The organism is Mesorhizobium sp. LNJC405B00 (assembly GCF_000502615.1).
Lineage (GTDB): Bacteria > Pseudomonadota > Alphaproteobacteria > Rhizobiales > Rhizobiaceae > Mesorhizobium.
On sequence record NZ_AYWC01000015.1, the window covers coordinates 1 to 18,329 of the forward strand.

The window sequence follows — 18,329 nt, forward strand, 5'->3', positions numbered from 1 at the left end:
CAAAACCCCTTCGGGCCAAAAGTGTTACCCATGTCTCCGATATAAACCGTAACCTATGTGTCCGGAATGGACCTTGAAGTTGTTGGCGATCCCGACAGGATTCGAACCTGTGACCATCGGCTTAGAAGGCCGGTGCTCTATCCAGCTGAGCTACGGGACCGCTGGCCGGCATTTGATATCTTGGCCGGCTGGTGTCTATGTGCCAGGCGCTGACCGCCGGTCAATGCGTCCAGGGTATCCTGCGGTCATAGCGGAAATTTTCCGCGTAGGAAATCTGCCGGCGCTTGGTCTCTTTCGGCTCCTCGACACGGAAGGCCAGCCCCTGCTTTTCGGCATAGGCCACCGCTTCTTCCCTGGTGTCGAAGGTCAGCCTGATCTGGCTCAGCATGTCGCCCGATGTGGTGTAGCCCATCAGCGGGTCGATCTTCTTGCGTTGGGCGGGATCGAATTCCAGCACCCAATGGCCGGTCTTGGCCTTGCCGGACTGCATCGCGGTTTTGGCTGGGCTGAAAATACGCGCGGACATGGGCACCTCGTAGCTGCGTTGGCGGTAGCGCCGCCTTATTTCAGTCAATACTGTGCAACACTGCCGACGGCAAGGCCGAAGCGGCCTGCAACCAGGCCGCTTCGGCAGCGGCATAGGCTGGATACACTGGCGTAGCATCAAAAGTCATGGTCATGATGGCGACACAAAGAGGCATGGACGCAGGGATTTTGCACGCCGAGGCCGACAGCCAAGCGATTTTCGACGGCGCGATCGTGATCGGCGCCGGGGCAGCCGGCTTGACCGCAGCCCATGCGCTGCTCAAGACCGGCGTGCCTGTGATGGTGTTGGAAAAGGAAGCCCGGCTGGCCGAGCCATGGCACGGGCGGCACGAGCGACTGCATCTCAACACGCATCGCGACCTTTCGGCGCTGCCGGGCGTTTCCTTTCCTGCCGGCACCCCTGCCTTTCCGCACCGAAACACCATCATCGGCCATTTGAACGAATTCCACGCCATGCACCGGCTGCCGGTCGAGTTCGGCATCGCGGTCGAGGAGATTGGCTTCGAGGGCGACCACTGGCTTGTGCGGACCAGTGCCGGGCCGCGGCTGGCGCGCCATGTCGTCATCGCCACCGGGCGCGACCGGCAGCCCTTCATCCCGGCCTGGAAAGGCATGAAGGCCTTTGCCGGACGCATCATCCATTCGGCCGCATTCGGTAACGCCAAGGCCTATGCGGGCAAGAAAGTGCTGGTCGTCGGCGCCGGCAATTCCGGCTTCGACGTGCTCAATCACCTGGTGGCAGCCGACGCGGGACAGATCTGGCTGTCGGCGCGCAACGGTCCGGCACTGCTGCCCAAGCGCCTCGGCCAGATCGCCGTCCACCGATTTTCGCCGATCCTGGCGCGGCTGCCGTTCAAGCTCGCCGATGCGGTGATGGCGGCGACGCAGCGATGGGCCTTCGGCGACCTCACGGCCTACGGCCTGCCGCCGACGCCTTCGGGCGGCGCAAGCCGGCTGGCGTCGGATTATACCGCCATCGCCACCGATGACGGCGCCGTCGATGCCATCAAGGACCGCAGGATCATCGTGCTGCCAACCGTGCGGGAATTTACCGGCGACACGGTCGTTTTCGACGATGGCGCGACGATCCAGCCCGATATCGTCATCGCCGCGACCGGCTACCGCACCGGGCTCGAGGCCATGCTGGGCAAGCTCGGCGTGCTCGACCAAAAGGGCGTGCCGCTGTTCAACGGCGCCGACAGCGACCCGAAACTGCCGGGCCTGTGGTTCACCGGCATGCGGCCAAGCATCCGCGGCTGCTTCGCCAATGCTCGCATCCAGGCCAAGGCGATCGCAGCCAGGATTGCGCGGGAGCGCAGACCGCCAAGCCCCGTTTGATGTTTTAGGGGTTGCGCGACAGGGTCCGGAACCGTATACGCCGCAGGGCCTCGGAGTGTAGCGCAGCCTGGTAGCGCATCTGGTTTGGGACCAGAGGGTCGGGAGTTCGAATCTCTCCACTCCGACCATTTTTTCCCACAAAGCCAGTCCTTGCCCAAGGTCACCCCCAAGGTCGCCAATGGCTGCCTCGCCGGTAGCGCATGGCGGCACGCATTGCCCAAGCAGCAGCCGCTCGCCGATCGGACCCTACATTGGAACACCAGTTCGCTCCGAGAGTTGTGTATGTTCAACCCAAGGAGCAAACAATGAAAACCCTTCTCATCGCCTCGATGATCGCGTTCGCCGGAACGGCGGCTTTGATCGCACCGGCGAAAGCCGCCAGTCTGACTATCCAGTCCGATGACGACGATCAATATACGTCCGACGATGGCGATATACAGATTCTTCGCCATCACCAGCGCCACAAAGACTATAGCGACGACTATGGCGACGGCTACAGCGACAACCAGGATGGCCAATGGCGGCGCCACCATCGCCATCACCGCTGCCATATCGAACTGGTCAGGCACTGGCGCCATCACCACAGGGTCGTCGAAGAGGTCAGGGTCTGCGGCTGATCCGATCGCTTTGGACCTGCTCCGGCCGGGTTGGCGGCCGGAGCACCAATCTGACCTAAAGCGCGTCGCATTTGAACGGACTCACGGACGCGCTTGAGGTCTTGTTTGATGCATGTGGTTCTCTCAAAACCGGGGCCACTTGAGCGACATGCATCAGGCGCCCGTGTCATCGAACAGCATCCCTTCGGCGGGTTTGGCTGAAATCGACGCAGGGATAATCCCCTCGCTTCCACCTCTATCGCCGGTCTAAAAGCGCGTCGCGCTGAAACGTATCCAGGCGACGCGCTTTGATTTTTGTTTTGATGCATGTCGTTCTCTCAAAACCGGGACCACCTTTGAGCGACATGCATTAGACTCCGGGCAAAGGGGAGATTCTGGATGCTTGGTCTCGAGGCATGGCTTTCGCTGATTGGCCCTGCCTACTTCGCTTACATCGGCATCACGGTTCCGTTCGTCGTCGTCTGGGCCATTATCTGTGCAGCCCTGTGGATCTGGAACAACCGGCCGAGCAAGAGGCAAGGCCGTCCCCGCTCGTGGCCCGCCAGCGTGCTGTTCTTTGTCGTCGTCGCCGCGTGCTACGTGGCAGCGCATACGGTGGTCTATCTGCTGGTCCGGTATCTGGCGGCGTTGTGGCTATAGGGCACCCTCCCGGACACTCCGGTGACTGCTCCACGAAGGTAAGCTCGCCGGGCGAGAACCCCAATCATCACTCCCGGCGAGCCTACAACCCGATCAGGAACGCGACCAGGACCGGGGTCAGCCGGCAAGTTCCCAGGTGCAAGACGGATGCCAAATAATGTTTCCCGAAATGGGACAGCGGCCCTCATGCGGCGGTGGGCACGGAGAGATCGAGTGTATTCATTCGAACACGCTGTCGTCGCTGAAGAGGAAATCCTGCCGAAACGCATGTTCGCAGCTCGCGCTCTGGTCGGGCTGCCGTACCTGGTTACGGCTGCCAAGGATCGATGACAGGCACGCCGGCCGCATGGAATGGCGCCGTGTCACGCGAGGCGACATGAAAGCCGTTTGCGGAGGCGATTGCCGCGATGTAGCCGTCGGGCACAGGAAACCCCTTGCCGGCTGCCCTCGCCTTCACTGCAAGTCGGGCATAGTGCCGGGCCACCTCGGTATCGAAAGGCAGGATGCGGCGCTCAAACACGGCGCACACACCGGCGAAGGTTTCAGCGAGCGCAGCCTTGCGACGACCCGCCGGCATGGCCTCGATGCCGAACAGCACTTCGGCGAGCGTCACACTGGAGAGGTAAAGCGTTTCCTCGGCCTGGTCATCAAGCCAGGCCAACACAGCTTGATGCGGTTCGGGCTTCATGGCCTCCGAAACGACATTGGTATCGAGGAGGATCATTCGAACCCCAGCGGTTCGGCCGGCGCCTTGTCGCGAGCCTGCTCCAGGACCTCCACGTCTTCATTGGTCAGCCCGACGCGTCGGGCAATGTCTGCCAGAACGGAGCCGAGTTTCACACGGCCGTCCGGCCGCACCGCGTTTTCCAGAATGTCGCGTATCTCGGCCTCGGTGCTGCGACCGTGCAAGGCCGCCCGTACACGCAGAGCTCGGTGGGTCGCTTCCGGAAGATTTCGGACGGTGACTGCAGGCATTGATATCGCTCCGATGTCATTGATTGAAAGTATCATATTGTTTCAGGTGATGTCACCATGCATGTTTTGAAAACGTCGCACGGGCGGGATCGACAATCGCCGTCCAGGGAATTGCAGCAGGAACTAAACCTCGAACTCGCCCTGCCCTTCGTCCATTGCGCTGACGGTTTCGGCGGCGAGCGCCCTGGTGATCGGCGTCTTGCGCTCGAGCGCGGTGCGGTCGAGGCGTTCGACCACGCGCATGGCGGTGGCCAGTGAGCGCTCGATGCGGCGCACCAGATATTGCACGACGTGCGGCTCGACCTCGACCTGGCGGTCGGCGAAGAGTTTGGTGATGACACCAGCCAGAAGCAAATCGTCCGGCTCATGGATCTCGACCGTTGCCGCCGCCTTCAGCCGCGAGGCGAGATCGGGCAACGTCACCCTCCAGGCGGCGGGGAAGCGCCGCGCCGTCAACAGCAAGGTGGCCCCGGCGCCGCGCACTTCATTGATGAGATGGAACAGGCCCGCCTGGTCGATGGCTGTCTTGTCGACATCGTCGATCAGCGCCGGCCTGCCGCCAAGCCCGGTGATGGCATTGCCGATGCGCTGGGTATCGACCGCCACAGCGTTGGCCCGCGCTTGCCAGATCGAACCCAGATGTGTCTTGCCGGAACCGGCCGGGCCGGCGAGCACGATTACCGGCGACGGCCAGTCCGGCCAGCGGTCGACAAGGGCTGCCGCCTCGCGGTTGGTGGCCGACACCACCAGTTCGTCGCGCGAGTAGCCGGTGCCGTGGCCAAGGTCGAGCGGCAGCTGGCGCGGCGGTTCGGTCTTATGATCCGTCACGTTCAGCCGCGCGGCGACCGGTGGCCCCCGCCGCGAGCGGCGGGCAGCGGCGGGACGGGCTCGGTGGAGTGTCCCTTGTAGAGAGGCGATTCGAGATAGCGGGCAATGGCAAACCGCACCAGCACGGCAACCGCCGCCGAAGCAGGAACGGCGATCAAAAGGCCGACGAAGCCGAACAGGGCGCCGAAAGCGAACAGCGCAAACATCAGCCAGACCGGGTGCAGGCCGACGCTTTTTCCGACCAGCCTCGGCTGGAGGATGTTGCCCTCGATGAACTGGCCGATGAAGAAGACCACCGCGACAGCAACGATCATGGTCCAGTCCGGCCAGAACTGGACGAAGGCGACGCCGACGGCCAGCACCAGCCCGGTCAGCGAGCCGACATAGGGAATGAAGGAGATCAGCCCGGCGAAGAGGCCGATCAGGATGGCGAAATTCAGCCCGGTCAGCGTCAGGCCAGTGGCATACATGCCACCGAGCACCAGGCACAGCGTGCCCTGGCCGCGCACGAAGCCGGCGGTCGCGGTGTTGATGTCCCTGGAGATCGCCCTGACCGTCCCGACATAATCGCGCGGCACCCAGCTGTCGACGACCGCCACCATGCGATCCCAGTCGAGCAGCATGTAGAAAGCGACAACCGGAGTGACCACGAACAGGCTGACCACCGACACCAGAGCAACGCCAGAACTCCAGATCGAGGTGAAGACGGTGCTCAGCAGGCCGAAACCGGAAGTGAGCAGCGAATTCAGCCCGTCGCGCAGGCCATTGGCATTGACGCCGAATTTCTGCTCCAGCCATTTGGGATCGAAGCTGGTGATCAGCGACTGCAGCCGGGTCAGATATTCCGGCAGCTTGCTGGCGAAATCGGCCATCTGCGTGGCCAGAACCGGAACCAGGATGACGAAGGCCAGCACCAAAAGAACGATGAAGGCGATCAGGATGACCACCGTCGCCATCAGCCGGGAGAGGCCGAGGCGCTGCAGCCGGTCGGCGACCGGGTCGAGGAAATAGGCCAGCACCATGCCGGCAACGAACGGCAACAGGATGCTGGAAAAAATGTAGAGGAACAGCGCCAGGAAGATTGCCGTGCCCAGCCAGAAGAAAATCTGGCGGCGAAACGCCAGGGACGCAGCCGCGTCTGCTAACGCGGCAGTCGCGGCATTCTTGTCAACTACCCGGGGTGGAGCCTTCGCCATAGCCGCTCATATGCCTCAGCCAAGCCACGAGATAGGCCGCGGCCGAAGCCACGGTCAAGACCCCGGACAGCAATATGAGCGCAGGCCTGAGCGGGTCGAGGTGGAGGCCAAGGGCAAGTTCGCCCAGCACCACGGCGCCAGCACGATCTGGGCGGCGGTGTTGGCCTACGACACATAGAGCGGCTTCATCTCGACCGGATGCGCCATGACCGTGGACAAAAGCACGGCGCAGATGATCAGCGCATCGCGTGACACCATGGTCACCACCAGCCACAGCGGCAATTGCCCGATGAAGCCCATGACCACGAACACCGAGACCAGAAGCACCTTGTCGGCCATCGGATCGAGATAGGCGCCGAGTTCGAATGCTGGTTGAAGCGGCGGGCGATGAAGCCGTCGACGCCATCGGCAATTCCGGCAACGAGAAATCCGGCAAAGGCCCAGTCCCAGCGCATGTTCAGCATCGCCAGCACCAGCACGAAGCGCAGGATGGTGATGAGGTTGGGAATGGTCAAAGGCATGTCCCGCCATGCTTGTTCTGCAGATCGATGATGGAGATGGATTGTGGCTGCAAGGGGACCAGCGGTGAAGGGGCGACTGTCCACGTATTTATCTTGGGCAAAAGCCCGGTATCCTGTCGTCATCCTTGCCCCCCGAAACCATTCATGCGAAGAGCCGCCGAGGGAAACAGGGATGCGCCGACGATGAGCAAGGGCGACCGGGCCAAGCGCAAGAACGGGCTCACCTATGCCGAGGCGGGCGTCGACATCGATGCCGGCAACCTCATGGTCGAGAAGATCAAGCCGCTGGTGCGCGCGACGCGCCGGCCGGGCGCCGATGGCGAGATCGGCGGTTTTGGCGGCCTGTTCGACCTCAAGGCGGCGGGTTTCACGGATCCGGTGCTGGTTGCCGCCAATGACGGTGTCGGCACCAAGCTGAAGATCGCCATCGATGCCGGCAAGCACGACACGATCGGCATCGACCTCGTCGCCATGTGCGTCAACGACATCGTCGTCCAGGGCGCCGAGCCACTGTTCTTCCTCGACTATTTCGCCACCGGCAAGCTCGACCCCGACCAGGGGGCGGCAATCGTCGGCGGCATAGCAATCGGCTGCCGACAGGCCGGCTGCGCGCTGATCGGCGGCGAGACCGCTGAAATGCCCGGCATGTATAACGACAAGGATTACGACCTTGCCGGTTTCGCCGTCGGTGCGGCCGAACGCGGCCAGTTGCTGCCGACAGACGATATTGTCGAAGGCGACGTGCTGCTGGGGCTGGCTTCCTCGGGCCTGCATTCAAATGGCTTTTCGCTGGTGCGCCGCATCGTTGGCGTCAGCGGGCTTGCCTGGAGCGATCCGGCGCCGTTCAACGATGAGGCGACGCTGGCCGAAGCGCTGCTCGAGCCGACCCGCATCTATGTGAAATCGATCTTGAAGGCGATCCGCAACACGCATGGCATCAAGGCGCTGGCCCATATCACCGGCGGCGGCTTTCCCGAAAACATTCCGCGCGTCCTGCCGAAGGACTTTTCCGCAGAGCTCGATCTCAATGCCATCGATGTGCCGCTGGTATTTTCCTGGCTGGCGAAGACTGGCGGCGTGGCGCCGGAGGAGATGATGCGCACCTTCAACTGCGGCATCGGCATGATCCTCGTCGTCGCCTCCGGCCAGGCCGCACAGGTCGCAGCCGTGCTGCAGGAGGCCGGCGAGACGGTGACGCCGATCGGCCGCATCGTGCCGCGCCGCGACGCCGGCGTCATCTATCGGGGCTCGATCGGCCTATGAGCAGGAAACGCACGGTTGTTCTGATCTCGGGACGCGGCTCCAACATGACGGCGCTGATCGCGGCGGCGAGCGACCCGGCCTATCCCGCCGAGATCGTCGGCGTCATCTCCGACCGAGCCAACGCCGCCGGCCTTGGCATCGCGGCCGCGCGCGGCATCCCGACCAAAGTCATCGTGCGCGCCGACCATGCCAGCAAGGAAGCGCATGATGTGGCGATCGACGCCGCTCTGATTGCGTTCAACGCCGAGATCGTGGCGCTGGCCGGCTATCTGCGCATTCTCTCCCGCGGCCTGGTCGAGAAGTGGCAAGGGCGCATGCTCAACATCCACCCTGCCCTGCTGCCGGCCTTCAAAGGGCTCGATACGCATGCGCGCGCCCTGCGCGCCGGCATTCGCATTCATGGCTGCACGGTGCATTTCGTCACATCAGAGATGGATGACGGCCCGATCATCGCGCAGGCAGCGGTGCCGGTGATGGCCGGCGACAACGAAGACACGCTGGCCGCCAGAGTGCTGAAGGCCGAGCACCGGCTTTATGCGCTGGCGCTCGGGCTGGTCGCCGACGGCAAGGCGCACATGGAAGGCGGCCGCACCGTGCTGGCACATTTCGCCGACGATGCCGAAAACGGAACTTCCGTGGTGATGGCCCCCGACCCGCTGCGCGAAGAGCGCGATCTCGAACATCTGGCGCGGATCACGCCGTAGGCGCTTCAGGACCTGAAAGCCCTTGGATATTTTTGACAGCGCGATCCGGGGAAAAGGCGATCTCGCCGGCGTCTTTGAATATGACGACACTGAAGGGCCAGCAAACGCCACGGCTTATTTTTACCTATACGAAGCGCATGACGAGGTAGTTGGGCGGATCATCGGCGCAATTCATATTCGATCGGGTGCCTGGGCGATCACCGAAGCGGATATTGCCGTCCAATGGGACAAAGATGAGAGGCGCGTCGGCCTGTTCGTCTTCGGCACTTTGTCGGCAGCCTTTGATGCCGCTACGGGCGCTAAATACGGTGGCGGATACGGCAAGGACTTCCAGCGCGAAATTCCCTGGTCCTGAGATCTAACAGATGAAACAGCTGCTTCTTCTTCGCCACGCCAAGTCGAGCTGGGACGACCCGGCGCTTGCTGATTTCGACCGGCCGCTCGGGCCGCGCGGGCTGAAGACGGCGCCGCTGATGGGGCGCGAACTGGCCCGGCGCAGTTGGCAGCCTGACCTGGCGCTGGTGTCGCCGGCGCTGCGCACGCGCGAGACATGGCGGCTGGTCTCGGCGGAACTTTCGGCGAGCGTAACGGTGGAGTTCGCCGAGGCGCTTTTCGAAGCCACGGCTGGCGACATTCTGGCCGAGGTGCAGCAGGCAGTCGCATCGGCTAGCTGTCTCCTGGTGCTCGGCCATAATCCCGGCCTGGAGGACTTTGCCCGCCGGCTCGCCGGTCCGCGATCGGGTGTGGCTGCTCTAAGGAAACTTGAAGAGAAACTCCCGACCGGCGCCCTTGCCCGCTTTGTCATCGACGGCGATTGGGCGGATCTCGGCTTCGGCGCGGCTCGGTTGACGCATTGCATCAAGCCGAAGGATATAAGCTAGACCAAGCGGCCTAACGGGCTAGCCGCAGGTGACAGCCGCAAACCGTGTTTTGAAAAGACCACGCAATCAAGGACATAAGACCAACTGCTGGCGGATTGATTCAAGATCTTTGCGGCCCAGAGTCAATTACATAAAACCAAGAGCGGTGGGCCAGGCCCACCGCTCTTTGTGGTCGTCGATTTCTCAAAAAATCAACGACCCCAGATGCCCTGGCCGGATTGCGGCTGGTTCGAGTCGCCCTTGATCGTGAAATCGCCGAGGCTGGCCGGCTTGCGGATTGAGGCGGTATAACTGTGATCGATGTTGCCGGCGGGCGCTGTCACAGCAGGCTGGTTGACGCCGTCGGAGCCGTAGTGGTCGCTGCCTGCGAAAGCGGTGCCGGTGGCAAGGAGGATGGCAGCAGCGGTAAGTGCGATCTTGGTCATTTCAGGTAATCCAGATTTTTCAGTTCTGTCCGTCAAGTGGCGTGCCTTGGGAGGAATTCGCGTCGCTCGGACCACCCCGAAATGGGTGTGCGTTGCTGCCATTGCCAATCACAAAAATGTGCGAACCGAACCGTTCGGTTCGGTCTTGGAAGGCGCTGAATGGCGTAGTTGTTGCTATATTCTATTCTCCAGGCGGCTCCGACCTCGCAACGCCCCTCGTTGCGTTACCCTTTGCATCTCAAAGGTCGTGAAACCTAGTACGTCGCGCATGTCGTATTCGCCGGGCGGCCGGACGGCGACCCAACGTGCTGCCGCAATGGCGCCGTGCGCGAACATCGAGCGGTCGCCGGCCGAATGGGAAAGCGTGAGCGTCTCGCCCTCACCGAGGAAGCTCACGCTGTGCTCGCCGACGATGCTGCCGCCGCGCAGCACGGCAAAGCCGATCTCGCCGGCAGGGCGTGGACCTGTAACGCCGTCGCGGATGCGTTTCGCCACATCGTCCAGCCTGACGCCATGTCCGCGAGCGGCCGCCTCGCCCAGCATCAGCGCCGTGCCCGACGGTGCGTCGACCTTCATGCGGTGATGCGCTTCCAGGATCTCGATGTCGGCGGCGGGACCAAGTGCTCGCGCCGCCTGTTCGACCAGCCCAGCCAGCATGTTGAGCCCCAGCGAGTAGCTGCCTGAGCGAACGATGGCGACGGACTTCGAAGCAGTAGCGATGGCGGCGAGATCGGCCGGCTCGAAGCCGGTCGAGCCGATGACCAGCGCCGGGCCGCCGCAGGCCGCGCAAGCTTGTGCAAGATCGACGGAGGCCGAAGGCGTGGTGAAATCGATGATGACATCGGCAAGCGCCAGTGCTTCGTCGCGTTCGACCAGCCCCTCGCCGGCGCTGCCCGGCCTGTGAAAGCGGGCGACGAGCGCCAGCCTGGGATCGGTCTCGACGGCCAGCGCCATCTCCCTGCCCATGCGGCCGAGCGCACCGGCTATGGCTATCTTCAACAGATGCGGCATGGCGGCTTTCACTGGAAATGCGAGTCACAACAATGATCTACCATGCCGCCCTGCCAGATTGATTCAGCCGGCGCCATGCGTCTTGAGCATCATGCCGGCGATCTCCTTGACCAGCTTGGCGGCAACCAGCGCGGTGAGATTGGAGACATCCTGGCTTGCATTGTATTCGACGACATCGGCGCCGACGATGGGCTGGTCGATCCGCTGGATCAGGTTGATCACTTGCCGGGTTGTAAGACCACCGGGTTCGGTGCGACACGCCGGGCGCACAAGCCGGGTCGAGGCCGTCGAGATCGACCGAGAGATAGACCGGCGTCTTGAGATCGAGCTGCAGATCCTCGCTGAAATGCCGCGCCTCGATCATTTCGACGCCGAAGCGCTTGAGCTGGTCACGAAGTTCATCATTGAGGGTGCGCAGGCCGATCTGGACCAGCCGGTCGGCCAGTCCCTCCTCCAGGATGCGCGCGAAGGACGAGGTGTGGGACCGCCTGTTGCCCTGATAGGCATCGTAGATGTCGGGATGGGCGTCGATCTGGACGATCGTTAGCCTGGCATGGCGGCGGCGCACGGCACGCAGCACCGGCCAGGCGATGGCATGATCGCCGCCGAGGCTGATCAACGGGCGGCCGGCATCCAGCGCGCGGCCGACCTCGGCCTCGATTCGCTCCCACGGATCGCCGGCGCCTGAAAAGTCGATGTCGCCGTGGTCGACGAAACTGTCCGCCACATCGAAGCCGGTTTCGCTCCACGAGCTGTGCGCGTCGCTTTTGAGTTCGCGCCGGATCAGGGCCGGCGCTGCAGCCGCGCCCTTGAGATAGGACGAGTTCTCGTCATGTGGTATTCCCAGAAGCGAAACCCTGGTCATCGGCGTGCGATCTCCGGCAACAGGCAATCTCCCTAAACCTGGGTGCTGGCTGGCGATAGCAGTGCCGCTTGGGCCAGTTGCGAAGGCGATCAGGCGTCACTTCCCGATCGCGCCGCCCAGTCTTTGCCTGACGATCGCGATATGGAAATCCGTGCCGTGCAACAGCCCGTCATCGTTGAAGTCGTAGCTGGAATTGTGCAGCGGCGGCGAGGTCTCGCCATTGCCGAGAAAGACGAAGCAGCCCGGTACGTGATCGAGGAAGCGGGCGAAATCCTCCGAGGCGGTCATCGGCTCCGCCGCGATGCTGGCGGCGCCATAGGCCAGCACGCGCCTTGCGGCGACAAAGGCCGCGTCCACCAGGTCGGCGTCGTTTTGCAGCGGCACGAATTCCCTGCTGTAGGTCACCTCGGCGGCCACGTTATAGGCGGCGGCGGTGCCCGCTGCGATGACCCGCATCTGGCGCTCGATCTCGGCGCTGACCTCGGGCCGAAAACTGCGGACGTCGCCGAGGATGCGGGCGAGGCCGGGCAACGCGTTGCGGGTGCCGTCGGTGATCAGCTCGGTCACCGAAACCACGGCTATGTCGGCCGGGCTCAGCCGGCGCGAGACGATGGTCTGCAGATTGGTAACCAGCGCGCAGGCGGCGACCAGCGTCTCGTTCCCGGAATGTGGCCGCGCCGCATGGCCGCCGATCCCCTTGAGCACGATCTCGAAATTGTCCTCCGCCGACATGAACGGGCCGGCGCGGGTCTCGAAATGTCCAATGGGCAGGCCCGGCATGTTGTGCAGGCCAAAGATCTCGTCGAAGGGAAAGCGCTGCAGCAGCCCGTCGTCCAGCATCGCCATCGCGCCCCTGCCCCATTCCTCGGCGGGCTGGAAGATGAAACGCGCGGTGCCGTCGAAACCGCCCTCGGCGGCGAGCAGCTTTGCCGCGCCGAGCAGCATGGTGGTGTGGCCGTCATGACCGCACGCATGCATGATGCCGGGGTTCTGCGAGCGATAGGCTGTCGCCGACTGCTCGGTGATGCGCAGCGCATCCATGTCGGCCCTGAGCGCAATCGCCCGGTTGCCGCTGCCGCGCTTCAACGTGCCGACGACGCCGGTGCCGCCGACCCCCTCTGCAACATCGTCCAGCCCGAATTCGCGCAGCTTCGCGGCGACAAAGGCAGCGGTGCGCTTTTCCTCGAAGCCGAACTCGGGGTGCGCGTGCAAATCGCGCCGCCAGCCGGTCATTTCCTGCTTCAGCACATCACGATCGAGCTCAGCCATTTTCTCCCCCGACCGATCTTGCAAGCTCACTGGCGACATCAAGCAGGATGTTGGCGCCGGCGACAAGCTCGGCATCTTCAGTGTGTTCGCGCGGATTGTGGCTGATGCCACCGGCGCTCGGCACGAAGATCATCGCCGCCGGTGCGATGCGTGCCATCATCTGCGCGTCATGGCCGGCGCCCGATGTCATGCGCCTGACGCCGAGACCGCGGTTTTTCGCGGCCGCCTCGATCCGCTCGACGATGCCGATGTCGAACAGCACCGGTTCGAAACGGGCCAGTTGCTCTGCCGAAATCGACAGGCTCTCGGCTGCAGCAAGCTCCTCGAGATAAGCCGCAAGGGCCGCCTCATGCGCCTGCAGGCGCTGTTCGTCGGGATCGCGCAGATCGACGGTGAAGATAGCGCGCGAGGGAATGACGTTGATGGCATTGGGTTCGAAGCGCATCGTGCCTACAGTGACCACGGTTGGCCCATTTGAAGCTTTCGCCCGGTCGTGCAGGAAAGTGATGATGCGGGCGGCGGCATGGCCGGCTTCGCTGCGCATCGACATCGGCGTGGTGCCGGCATGGTTGGCGGCGCCGTCGATGGTGATGCGCTGCCAGCAAATGCCTTGCAAATTCTCGACCGCGCCGATCGGCACGCCTTCACGCTCCAGCACCGGCCCCTGCTCGATATGAAGTTCGAGATAGGCATGCGGCTTGAGGAAGCCGGGTTCGCGGTCGCCGGCATAGCCGATGCGGGCGAGCTCCTGGCCGAGCACGCTGCCGTCCGTGCCGATGGCGGCCAGCACGGCCTCGGCGCTGACGCCACCGGCATGGCATAGCGAGCCCATCATATCAGGCGTGTAGCGCACACCTTCCTCATTGGTGAAAGCGGCGACCGCGACCGGGCGTGACGGCGAAAAGCCCGAAGCCTGCAGCGTCTCGATCACCTCCAGCCCGGCCAGCACGCCGTAGCAGCCATCATAGATGCCGGCATCGATGACGGTGTCGATATGCGAACCGATGAGCAGTGGCGCCTGCCCGGCATTGTCGGGGCATTGCCAGATGCCGAAAATATTGCCGACCCGGTCGATGGCGACTTCCAGCCTGGCCTGCCCGAGCCAGCCGACAAAGAGGTCACGGCCCTGTTTGTCTGTGTCGGAGGCGGCGAGCCGGATCAGCCTATCCTCACTGTCGCGGCCAACGGCGCCGAGTTCCCGGATGCGGCCAAGCAGACGCTGTGCATCGATCCCGATCATGGCTATGCCTCGGCCTTCAGCTTGCCGGCCAGCACATCGGCGGGGCTCTGCCCGACCAGCTCGGTATAGCGATGCGGGTCTGTGGCGCCTTCGGTGTTGATCAGCAGCACGCGGGATTTGTCGTCGAGCCCGAGCGCGGCCTTGTGGTCGGCCACCGCCCGGATCAGCCCGGCCAGACCGACGCCGCCGCTTTCGCCGGCGACGATCACTGGATCATTGCCAGCCGGCCGTGCCAGCCGCCGCATCACCGCGACCGCCTCCTCCTCATCCACCGTCATGAAGGCATCGGCAACCCGCGCCAGAACGCGCCAGGCAACTTGCGAGGCCTCGTAGCATTCGAGCATCGCCATCACCGTCGGCTGATCGTGTGCGACCTTGACCACGTGGCCCGCCCGGGCGGCTGCGACAACGCAGGCGGCGCGGGCCGGCTCGACGACGATGAAGGTCGGCCTGGCGTCACCGAGCACGATGGCGAGATGGCCGGCCAGGGCGGCGGCAATACCGCCGACACCGGCCTGCACGAAGACATGGGTCGGCGGCTGCGGCAACTGGCCCAACGCTTCGCGCACGATCGCCGTATAGCCCTGCATGACCAGACCGGGGATGCGCTCGTAGCCCGGCCAGGAGGTGTCGGACACCACGGTCCAGCCTTGCTCCGCTGAAACCTCGGCGGCCTGCCTGACCGAGTCGTCATAATTGCCGTCGACGCGGATCATCTCGGCGCCATAGCGGGCTATTGCTGCAATGCGCGCCTCGCTGACGCCGGCGTGAACGAAGATTGCCGCTTTCGCGCCAACCAACTGTGCACCTTGCGCGACCGAGCGGCCATGATTGCCGTCGGTGGCGCAGGCAACCGTCATGCCGGCAGCGACCGCCCGGACGTCGAACCGGTTGAGATCGGCCACGTCAACGGGCCGATGAAGCGATCGTCTCGCCTCCTCCAGCACCAGTCGAAAAACGGCATAGGCGCCGCCGAGCGCCTTGAAGCTGCCGAGACCGAGGCGAAAGCCTTCATCCTTGATGTGGACGGCGCCGAGGCCGAGTTCGCCGGCCAGCACCGGCAAGGCATGCAGGGGCGTTGGCAGGTGATTGTCGCGATGGGCCAGAAAGCGCTCGACCGTATCGGCGCCGGCATTCCCCAGCGTTTCGGCATGGACGGGATCGAGCAGCCGACGGTGCAAGGCATTGCTGTTGAGCAGGAACACGGGCGGCCTCCTTTGGGTATGACGAAATCATATTGCAGCCGAGGCGCAAATAGCGCTGTTATTGGCGCTTCGAAATGCAAGTTTGTTTCGCCAGGATAGCGCTTTGCCTCGATCGCCTTCGCTCGACAGTTTCGACCTCGCCATCCTTGCCATCCTGCAGCGGGACAATACGACGCCGCAGCGGCTGATCGGCGAAGCCGTCAACCTGTCGGCGCCGGCGGTGCAGCGGCGCATCAAGCGCATGGAACAGTCCGGCGTCATTGCGGGCAATGTCGCCGTGGTCGACCCGGCGGCGGTCGGCCATCCCATCACCATCGTCGTCGAAGTGGAACTGGAGAGCGAACGCTCGGACCTGATCGACGCGGCCAAGCGGCAGTTCTCGGCGGAGCCGCAAGTGCAGCAGTGCTACTACGTCACCGGCGAGGCCGACTTCATCCTAGTCATCACCGCGGCCGACATGGGCGCCTATGAGGCTTTGACGCGCAGACTGTTCTTCGACAGCAAGAATGTCCGAAAATTCCGCACCTTCGTTGCCATGGACCGTGTCAAGGTGGGGCTGACGGTGCCTCTGCCGGGATAGCCAGTCTCTTTTACGCAATTCCGGACGGAAAACCGCTCACACTTTTCCTGGATTGCTTTAGCCCGCCGGCCGCAGCCAGACCTTGTTGTCGTGGAAGGCCGCGCCGCCATAGGGCGCTGGTGCGTCGGCGCCGGTGAGCACATTGATGCCTTCGCCACGCTCATGCGCGCTGTTTGGCCAGATGCCCTCGGCGATCACCACGCCGCGCTTGAGGCCTTCGAACAGCTTTGCGTGCAGCACCACCTCGCCGCGCCGGTTGCCGACCTCGATACGGTCGCCGTCGCCCAAGCCAAGCGCGGCAGCGTCGTCCGGATGCACCAGGAGTTCCGGCCGGCCTTCCTTGGCTCTCGACACCGGTGTCTCGGCGAATGTCGAATTGAGAAAATTGCGCGCCGGCGATGTGGCGAGCCGGAACGGATGCTCGGCGTCCGCCACCTCGATCAGGTCGACATGGTCAGGGAATTCGGGGAGTTCCGCCACCGGCCCGAACAGGCCCATGCTTTTCGGCGGCCGGTTGGGCGCCGCCTGCCCGCTCCAATTGGCGCGGAAGTGAAATTTCTTGTCGGCATGGCCGAAGCCAGCGATGAAATGCGCGGCCTCGAAATCCGGCTGCAGGTCGACCCATTTGTCTTCCTTCAGGCTGGCGAAGCTGCCCAGCCCGCGCTTGCCCAGGATGATGTCGATATGCTGCTGCTCGGTCAGGCCAAAGCCCGGCCGGTCGGAGACGCCGAGACGCTGCGCCAATTGCTCGATGACGAAGTGGTTGGTGCGCGGCCCTTCCGGCGGGTCGATCAGCTTGGGACCAAGCGTGATGTGCTGGTTGCCGCCGCCCTTGTAGACGTCGTCATGCTCGAGGAACATCGTTGCCGGCAGCACGACATCGGCAAGCTTTGCCGTGTCGGTCATGAACTGTTCGTGCACGCAGGTGAACAGGTCATCACGCAGAAAACCTTGTTTCACCAGCCGCTGCTCGGATGCGACATTCACCGGGTTGGTGTTCTGGATCAGCATCGCCGTCACCGGCGGGCCACCGTAAAGCGCGTCCGCTGCGCCGGTCAGCACCGGACCGATGCGCGACTGGTCGAGATGGCGAATATTGGGATCGCGCATCGCGGTGCCTTCCAGCACATCCTGGTTGAGCTTGAAGATGCCGGAATTGGAATGGAAGGCGCCGCCACCCTCATATTGCCAGGCGCCAGTGACGGCGGCGATGCAGGATGCCGCGTGCATGTTGACCGAGCCATTGCGCTGGCGGGCAAAGCCATAGCCGAGGCGGAAATAGGTTTTCCTCGTCGTGCCGACGAGGCGTGCGAAAGCCTCGATCTCGGTGACGGCAAGACCGGTGATGGCAGACGCCCATTCCGGCGTGCGCGTCTCCAGATGCGCTTCCAGCCCCTTCGGATCGTCGGTGTATCTTTCGAGATAGGCGCGGTCGGCCATGCCTTCCCTGAACAGCACATGCATGACCGCGCAGGCCAGCGCGCCATCGGTGCCGGGCTTCAGCACAAGGCCTATATCGGCCTGCTTCATCGTCGCGTTCTCGTAGACATCGATGACGACGATCCTGGCGCCACGCTCCTTCCGCGACTTGATGGCGTGGGTCATGACATTGACCTGCGTGACCACGGCATTGGTGCCCCAGATCACCACGCAGTCGGACTTCGCCATCTCGCGCGGATCGGGACCACGCAAGGCGCCCGCTCCCATCATCCAGCCGGTCCAGGCCAGATTGGTGCAGATCGAGCCGAAGAAGCCGGAGTATTTTTTCGCATGGCGCAGCCGGTCGATGCCGTCGCGCTGCACCAGCCCCATCGTGCCGGCATAGAAATAAGGCCAGACGGTCTCGGAGCCGTATTTTTCCTCGGCCGCGATGAATTTCTCGGCGACGAGGTCGAGTGCCGCTTCCCAGCTGGATTCTTTCCAGATGCCGGCGCCCTTGGCGCCGGCGCGAACAAGCGGCTTCAGCAGCCGGTCGGGATGGTGGACACGGTCGGCATAGCGCGCGACCTTGGCGCAGACCACACCAGCCGTATACGTATTGGACTTGGCGCCATGGACACGGCCGATGCGGTTGCCATCGAGCAGTTCGACCTCGAGCGCGCAGGTCGACGGACAATCATGCGGACAGGCGGAGTGGCCGATTCTGAGCTTGGCGTGCTGGTTCATGCGGCGTTTTTAGCGGGTTTCGCGGGCGGCGTGTAGGGCCAGATCTTACCCTCCCCTTGA

General features: G+C 63.7%; 20 protein-coding genes, 2 tRNA genes and 2 pseudogenes. 9 read left to right on the forward strand and 15 right to left on the reverse strand.

Annotated features, from left to right (window positions below; genetic code table 11):
* Positions 1-83 precede the first annotated feature (83 nt).
* Positions 84-160 (reverse strand) — tRNA-Arg (locus X756_RS141970).
* 60 nt (positions 161-220) lie between these two features.
* Positions 221-526 carry an ETC complex I subunit gene (locus X756_RS141965; protein ID WP_023670294.1) on the reverse strand — a complete coding sequence of 102 codons (306 nt, stop codon included), beginning with the start codon at positions 524-526 and terminating at the stop codon, positions 221-223.
* Positions 527-699: 173 nt separating this feature from the next.
* On the opposite strand from X756_RS141965, the gene X756_RS141960 reads away from it, so the two are divergent.
* From X756_RS141960 to X756_RS141945, 4 genes are all read left to right on the forward strand, one after another.
* Positions 700-1,884 carry an NAD(P)/FAD-dependent oxidoreductase gene (locus X756_RS141960; RefSeq protein WP_023731091.1) on the forward strand — a complete coding sequence of 395 codons (1,185 nt, stop codon included), beginning with the start codon at positions 700-702 and terminating at the stop codon, positions 1,882-1,884.
* Between the two features lie 51 nt (positions 1,885-1,935).
* Positions 1,936-2,012: transfer RNA gene (locus tag X756_RS141955), tRNA-Pro, on the forward strand.
* A 177-nt stretch (positions 2,013-2,189) separates the two neighbouring features.
* Entirely contained in the window at positions 2,190-2,501 is a 312-nt protein-coding gene (locus X756_RS141950) for a hypothetical protein (RefSeq protein WP_023731092.1), read from the forward strand.
* Between the two features lie 378 nt (positions 2,502-2,879).
* The gene (locus X756_RS141945) at positions 2,880-3,140 is read left to right on the forward strand and encodes a hypothetical protein (RefSeq protein ID WP_023684764.1); all 261 of its coding nucleotides are present in this window, start codon (positions 2,880-2,882) and stop codon (positions 3,138-3,140) included.
* Between the two features lie 307 nt (positions 3,141-3,447).
* Here X756_RS141945 and X756_RS141940 read toward each other — a convergent pair whose 3' ends face one another.
* From X756_RS141940 to X756_RS01000000165930, 5 genes and pseudogenes are all read right to left on the reverse strand, one after another.
* Positions 3,448-3,864, reverse strand: a complete 417-nt coding sequence (locus X756_RS141940; protein ID WP_023731093.1) for a type II toxin-antitoxin system VapC family toxin — start codon at positions 3,862-3,864, stop codon at positions 3,448-3,450.
* Positions 3,861-4,115 carry a plasmid stabilization protein gene (locus X756_RS141935; RefSeq protein WP_023731094.1) on the reverse strand — a complete coding sequence of 85 codons (255 nt, stop codon included), beginning with the start codon at positions 4,113-4,115 and terminating at the stop codon, positions 3,861-3,863. Before X756_RS141935 ends, X756_RS141940 begins: the two co-directional genes overlap by 4 nt.
* A gap of 123 nt (positions 4,116-4,238) precedes the next feature.
* Positions 4,239-4,943 carry a DnaA regulatory inactivator HdaA gene (gene hdaA / locus X756_RS141930; RefSeq protein ID WP_023731095.1) on the reverse strand — a complete coding sequence of 235 codons (705 nt, stop codon included), beginning with the start codon at positions 4,941-4,943 and terminating at the stop codon, positions 4,239-4,241.
* Between the two features lie 2 nt (positions 4,944-4,945).
* Positions 4,946-6,139 (reverse strand): AI-2E family transporter, encoded by a 1,194-nt coding sequence (locus tag X756_RS141925; RefSeq protein WP_023711891.1) that lies wholly within the window; start codon positions 6,137-6,139, stop codon positions 4,946-4,948.
* Positions 6,111-6,654: pseudogene (locus tag X756_RS01000000165930) on the reverse strand (CDP-alcohol phosphatidyltransferase family protein). Before X756_RS01000000165930 ends, X756_RS141925 begins: the two are co-directional and overlap by 29 nt.
* 189 nt (positions 6,655-6,843) lie before the next feature.
* Here X756_RS01000000165930 and purM point away from each other — a divergent pair.
* Genes purM through X756_RS141905 form a run of 4 tightly spaced genes read left to right on the forward strand, consistent with a single transcriptional unit; the run spans position 6,844 to position 9,508 of the window.
* Positions 6,844-7,923, forward strand: coding sequence for a phosphoribosylformylglycinamidine cyclo-ligase (gene purM, locus X756_RS141920; protein WP_023670283.1), 1,080 nt, complete (start codon positions 6,844-6,846; stop codon positions 7,921-7,923).
* On the forward strand, positions 7,920-8,627 hold the full coding sequence (gene purN / locus X756_RS141915; protein WP_023731096.1) for a phosphoribosylglycinamide formyltransferase: 708 nt from the start codon (positions 7,920-7,922) through the stop codon (positions 8,625-8,627). Before purM ends, purN begins: the two co-directional genes overlap by 4 nt.
* A gap of 22 nt (positions 8,628-8,649) precedes the next feature.
* Positions 8,650-8,982 carry a hypothetical protein gene (locus X756_RS141910; protein ID WP_023731097.1) on the forward strand — a complete coding sequence of 111 codons (333 nt, stop codon included), beginning with the start codon at positions 8,650-8,652 and terminating at the stop codon, positions 8,980-8,982.
* A gap of 10 nt (positions 8,983-8,992) precedes the next feature.
* Positions 8,993-9,508 (forward strand): histidine phosphatase family protein, encoded by a 516-nt coding sequence (locus X756_RS141905; RefSeq protein ID WP_023731098.1) that lies wholly within the window; start codon positions 8,993-8,995, stop codon positions 9,506-9,508.
* Positions 9,509-9,699: 191 nt separating this feature from the next.
* Here the strand turns inward: X756_RS141905 and X756_RS141900 are convergent, their stop codons facing one another.
* From X756_RS141900 to X756_RS141880, 7 genes and pseudogenes are all read right to left on the reverse strand, one after another.
* The gene (locus tag X756_RS141900; protein ID WP_023701885.1) at positions 9,700-9,933 is read right to left on the reverse strand and encodes a DUF680 domain-containing protein; all 234 of its coding nucleotides are present in this window, start codon (positions 9,931-9,933) and stop codon (positions 9,700-9,702) included.
* Between the two features lie 174 nt (positions 9,934-10,107).
* A complete protein-coding gene (gene dapB / locus X756_RS141895; RefSeq protein ID WP_023731099.1) occupies positions 10,108-10,944 on the reverse strand; it encodes a 4-hydroxy-tetrahydrodipicolinate reductase in 837 nt (278 codons plus the stop codon).
* Positions 10,945-11,007: 63 nt separating this feature from the next.
* Positions 11,008-11,214 carry an arginase family protein gene (locus X756_RS1000000170090; RefSeq protein ID WP_348529834.1) on the reverse strand — a complete coding sequence of 69 codons (207 nt, stop codon included), beginning with the start codon at positions 11,212-11,214 and terminating at the stop codon, positions 11,008-11,010.
* A 40-nt stretch (positions 11,215-11,254) separates the two neighbouring features.
* A pseudogene (locus tag X756_RS01000000165935) lies at positions 11,255-11,809 on the reverse strand (arginase family protein); the annotation flags it as partial.
* A gap of 96 nt (positions 11,810-11,905) precedes the next feature.
* Positions 11,906-13,078, reverse strand: a complete 1,173-nt coding sequence (locus tag X756_RS141890; protein WP_023731103.1) for an amidohydrolase — start codon at positions 13,076-13,078, stop codon at positions 11,906-11,908.
* Positions 13,071-14,318, reverse strand: a complete 1,248-nt coding sequence (locus X756_RS141885) for a Zn-dependent hydrolase (RefSeq protein ID WP_031239286.1) — start codon at positions 14,316-14,318, stop codon at positions 13,071-13,073. Before X756_RS141885 ends, X756_RS141890 begins: the two co-directional genes overlap by 8 nt.
* 2 nt (positions 14,319-14,320) lie before the next feature.
* On the reverse strand, positions 14,321-15,523 hold the full coding sequence (locus tag X756_RS141880) for a diaminopropionate ammonia-lyase (RefSeq protein WP_023731105.1): 1,203 nt from the start codon (positions 15,521-15,523) through the stop codon (positions 14,321-14,323).
* Positions 15,524-15,626: 103 nt separating this feature from the next.
* Here X756_RS141880 and X756_RS141875 point away from each other — a divergent pair, with 103 nt between their 5' ends.
* On the forward strand, positions 15,627-16,103 hold the full coding sequence (locus tag X756_RS141875) for an Lrp/AsnC family transcriptional regulator (RefSeq protein WP_023731106.1): 477 nt from the start codon (positions 15,627-15,629) through the stop codon (positions 16,101-16,103).
* A gap of 57 nt (positions 16,104-16,160) precedes the next feature.
* Here X756_RS141875 and X756_RS141870 read toward each other — a convergent pair whose 3' ends face one another.
* Positions 16,161-18,269, reverse strand: coding sequence for a molybdopterin oxidoreductase family protein (locus X756_RS141870; RefSeq protein ID WP_023731107.1), 2,109 nt, complete (start codon positions 18,267-18,269; stop codon positions 16,161-16,163).
* Between the last annotated feature and the right edge of the window lie 60 nt (positions 18,270-18,329).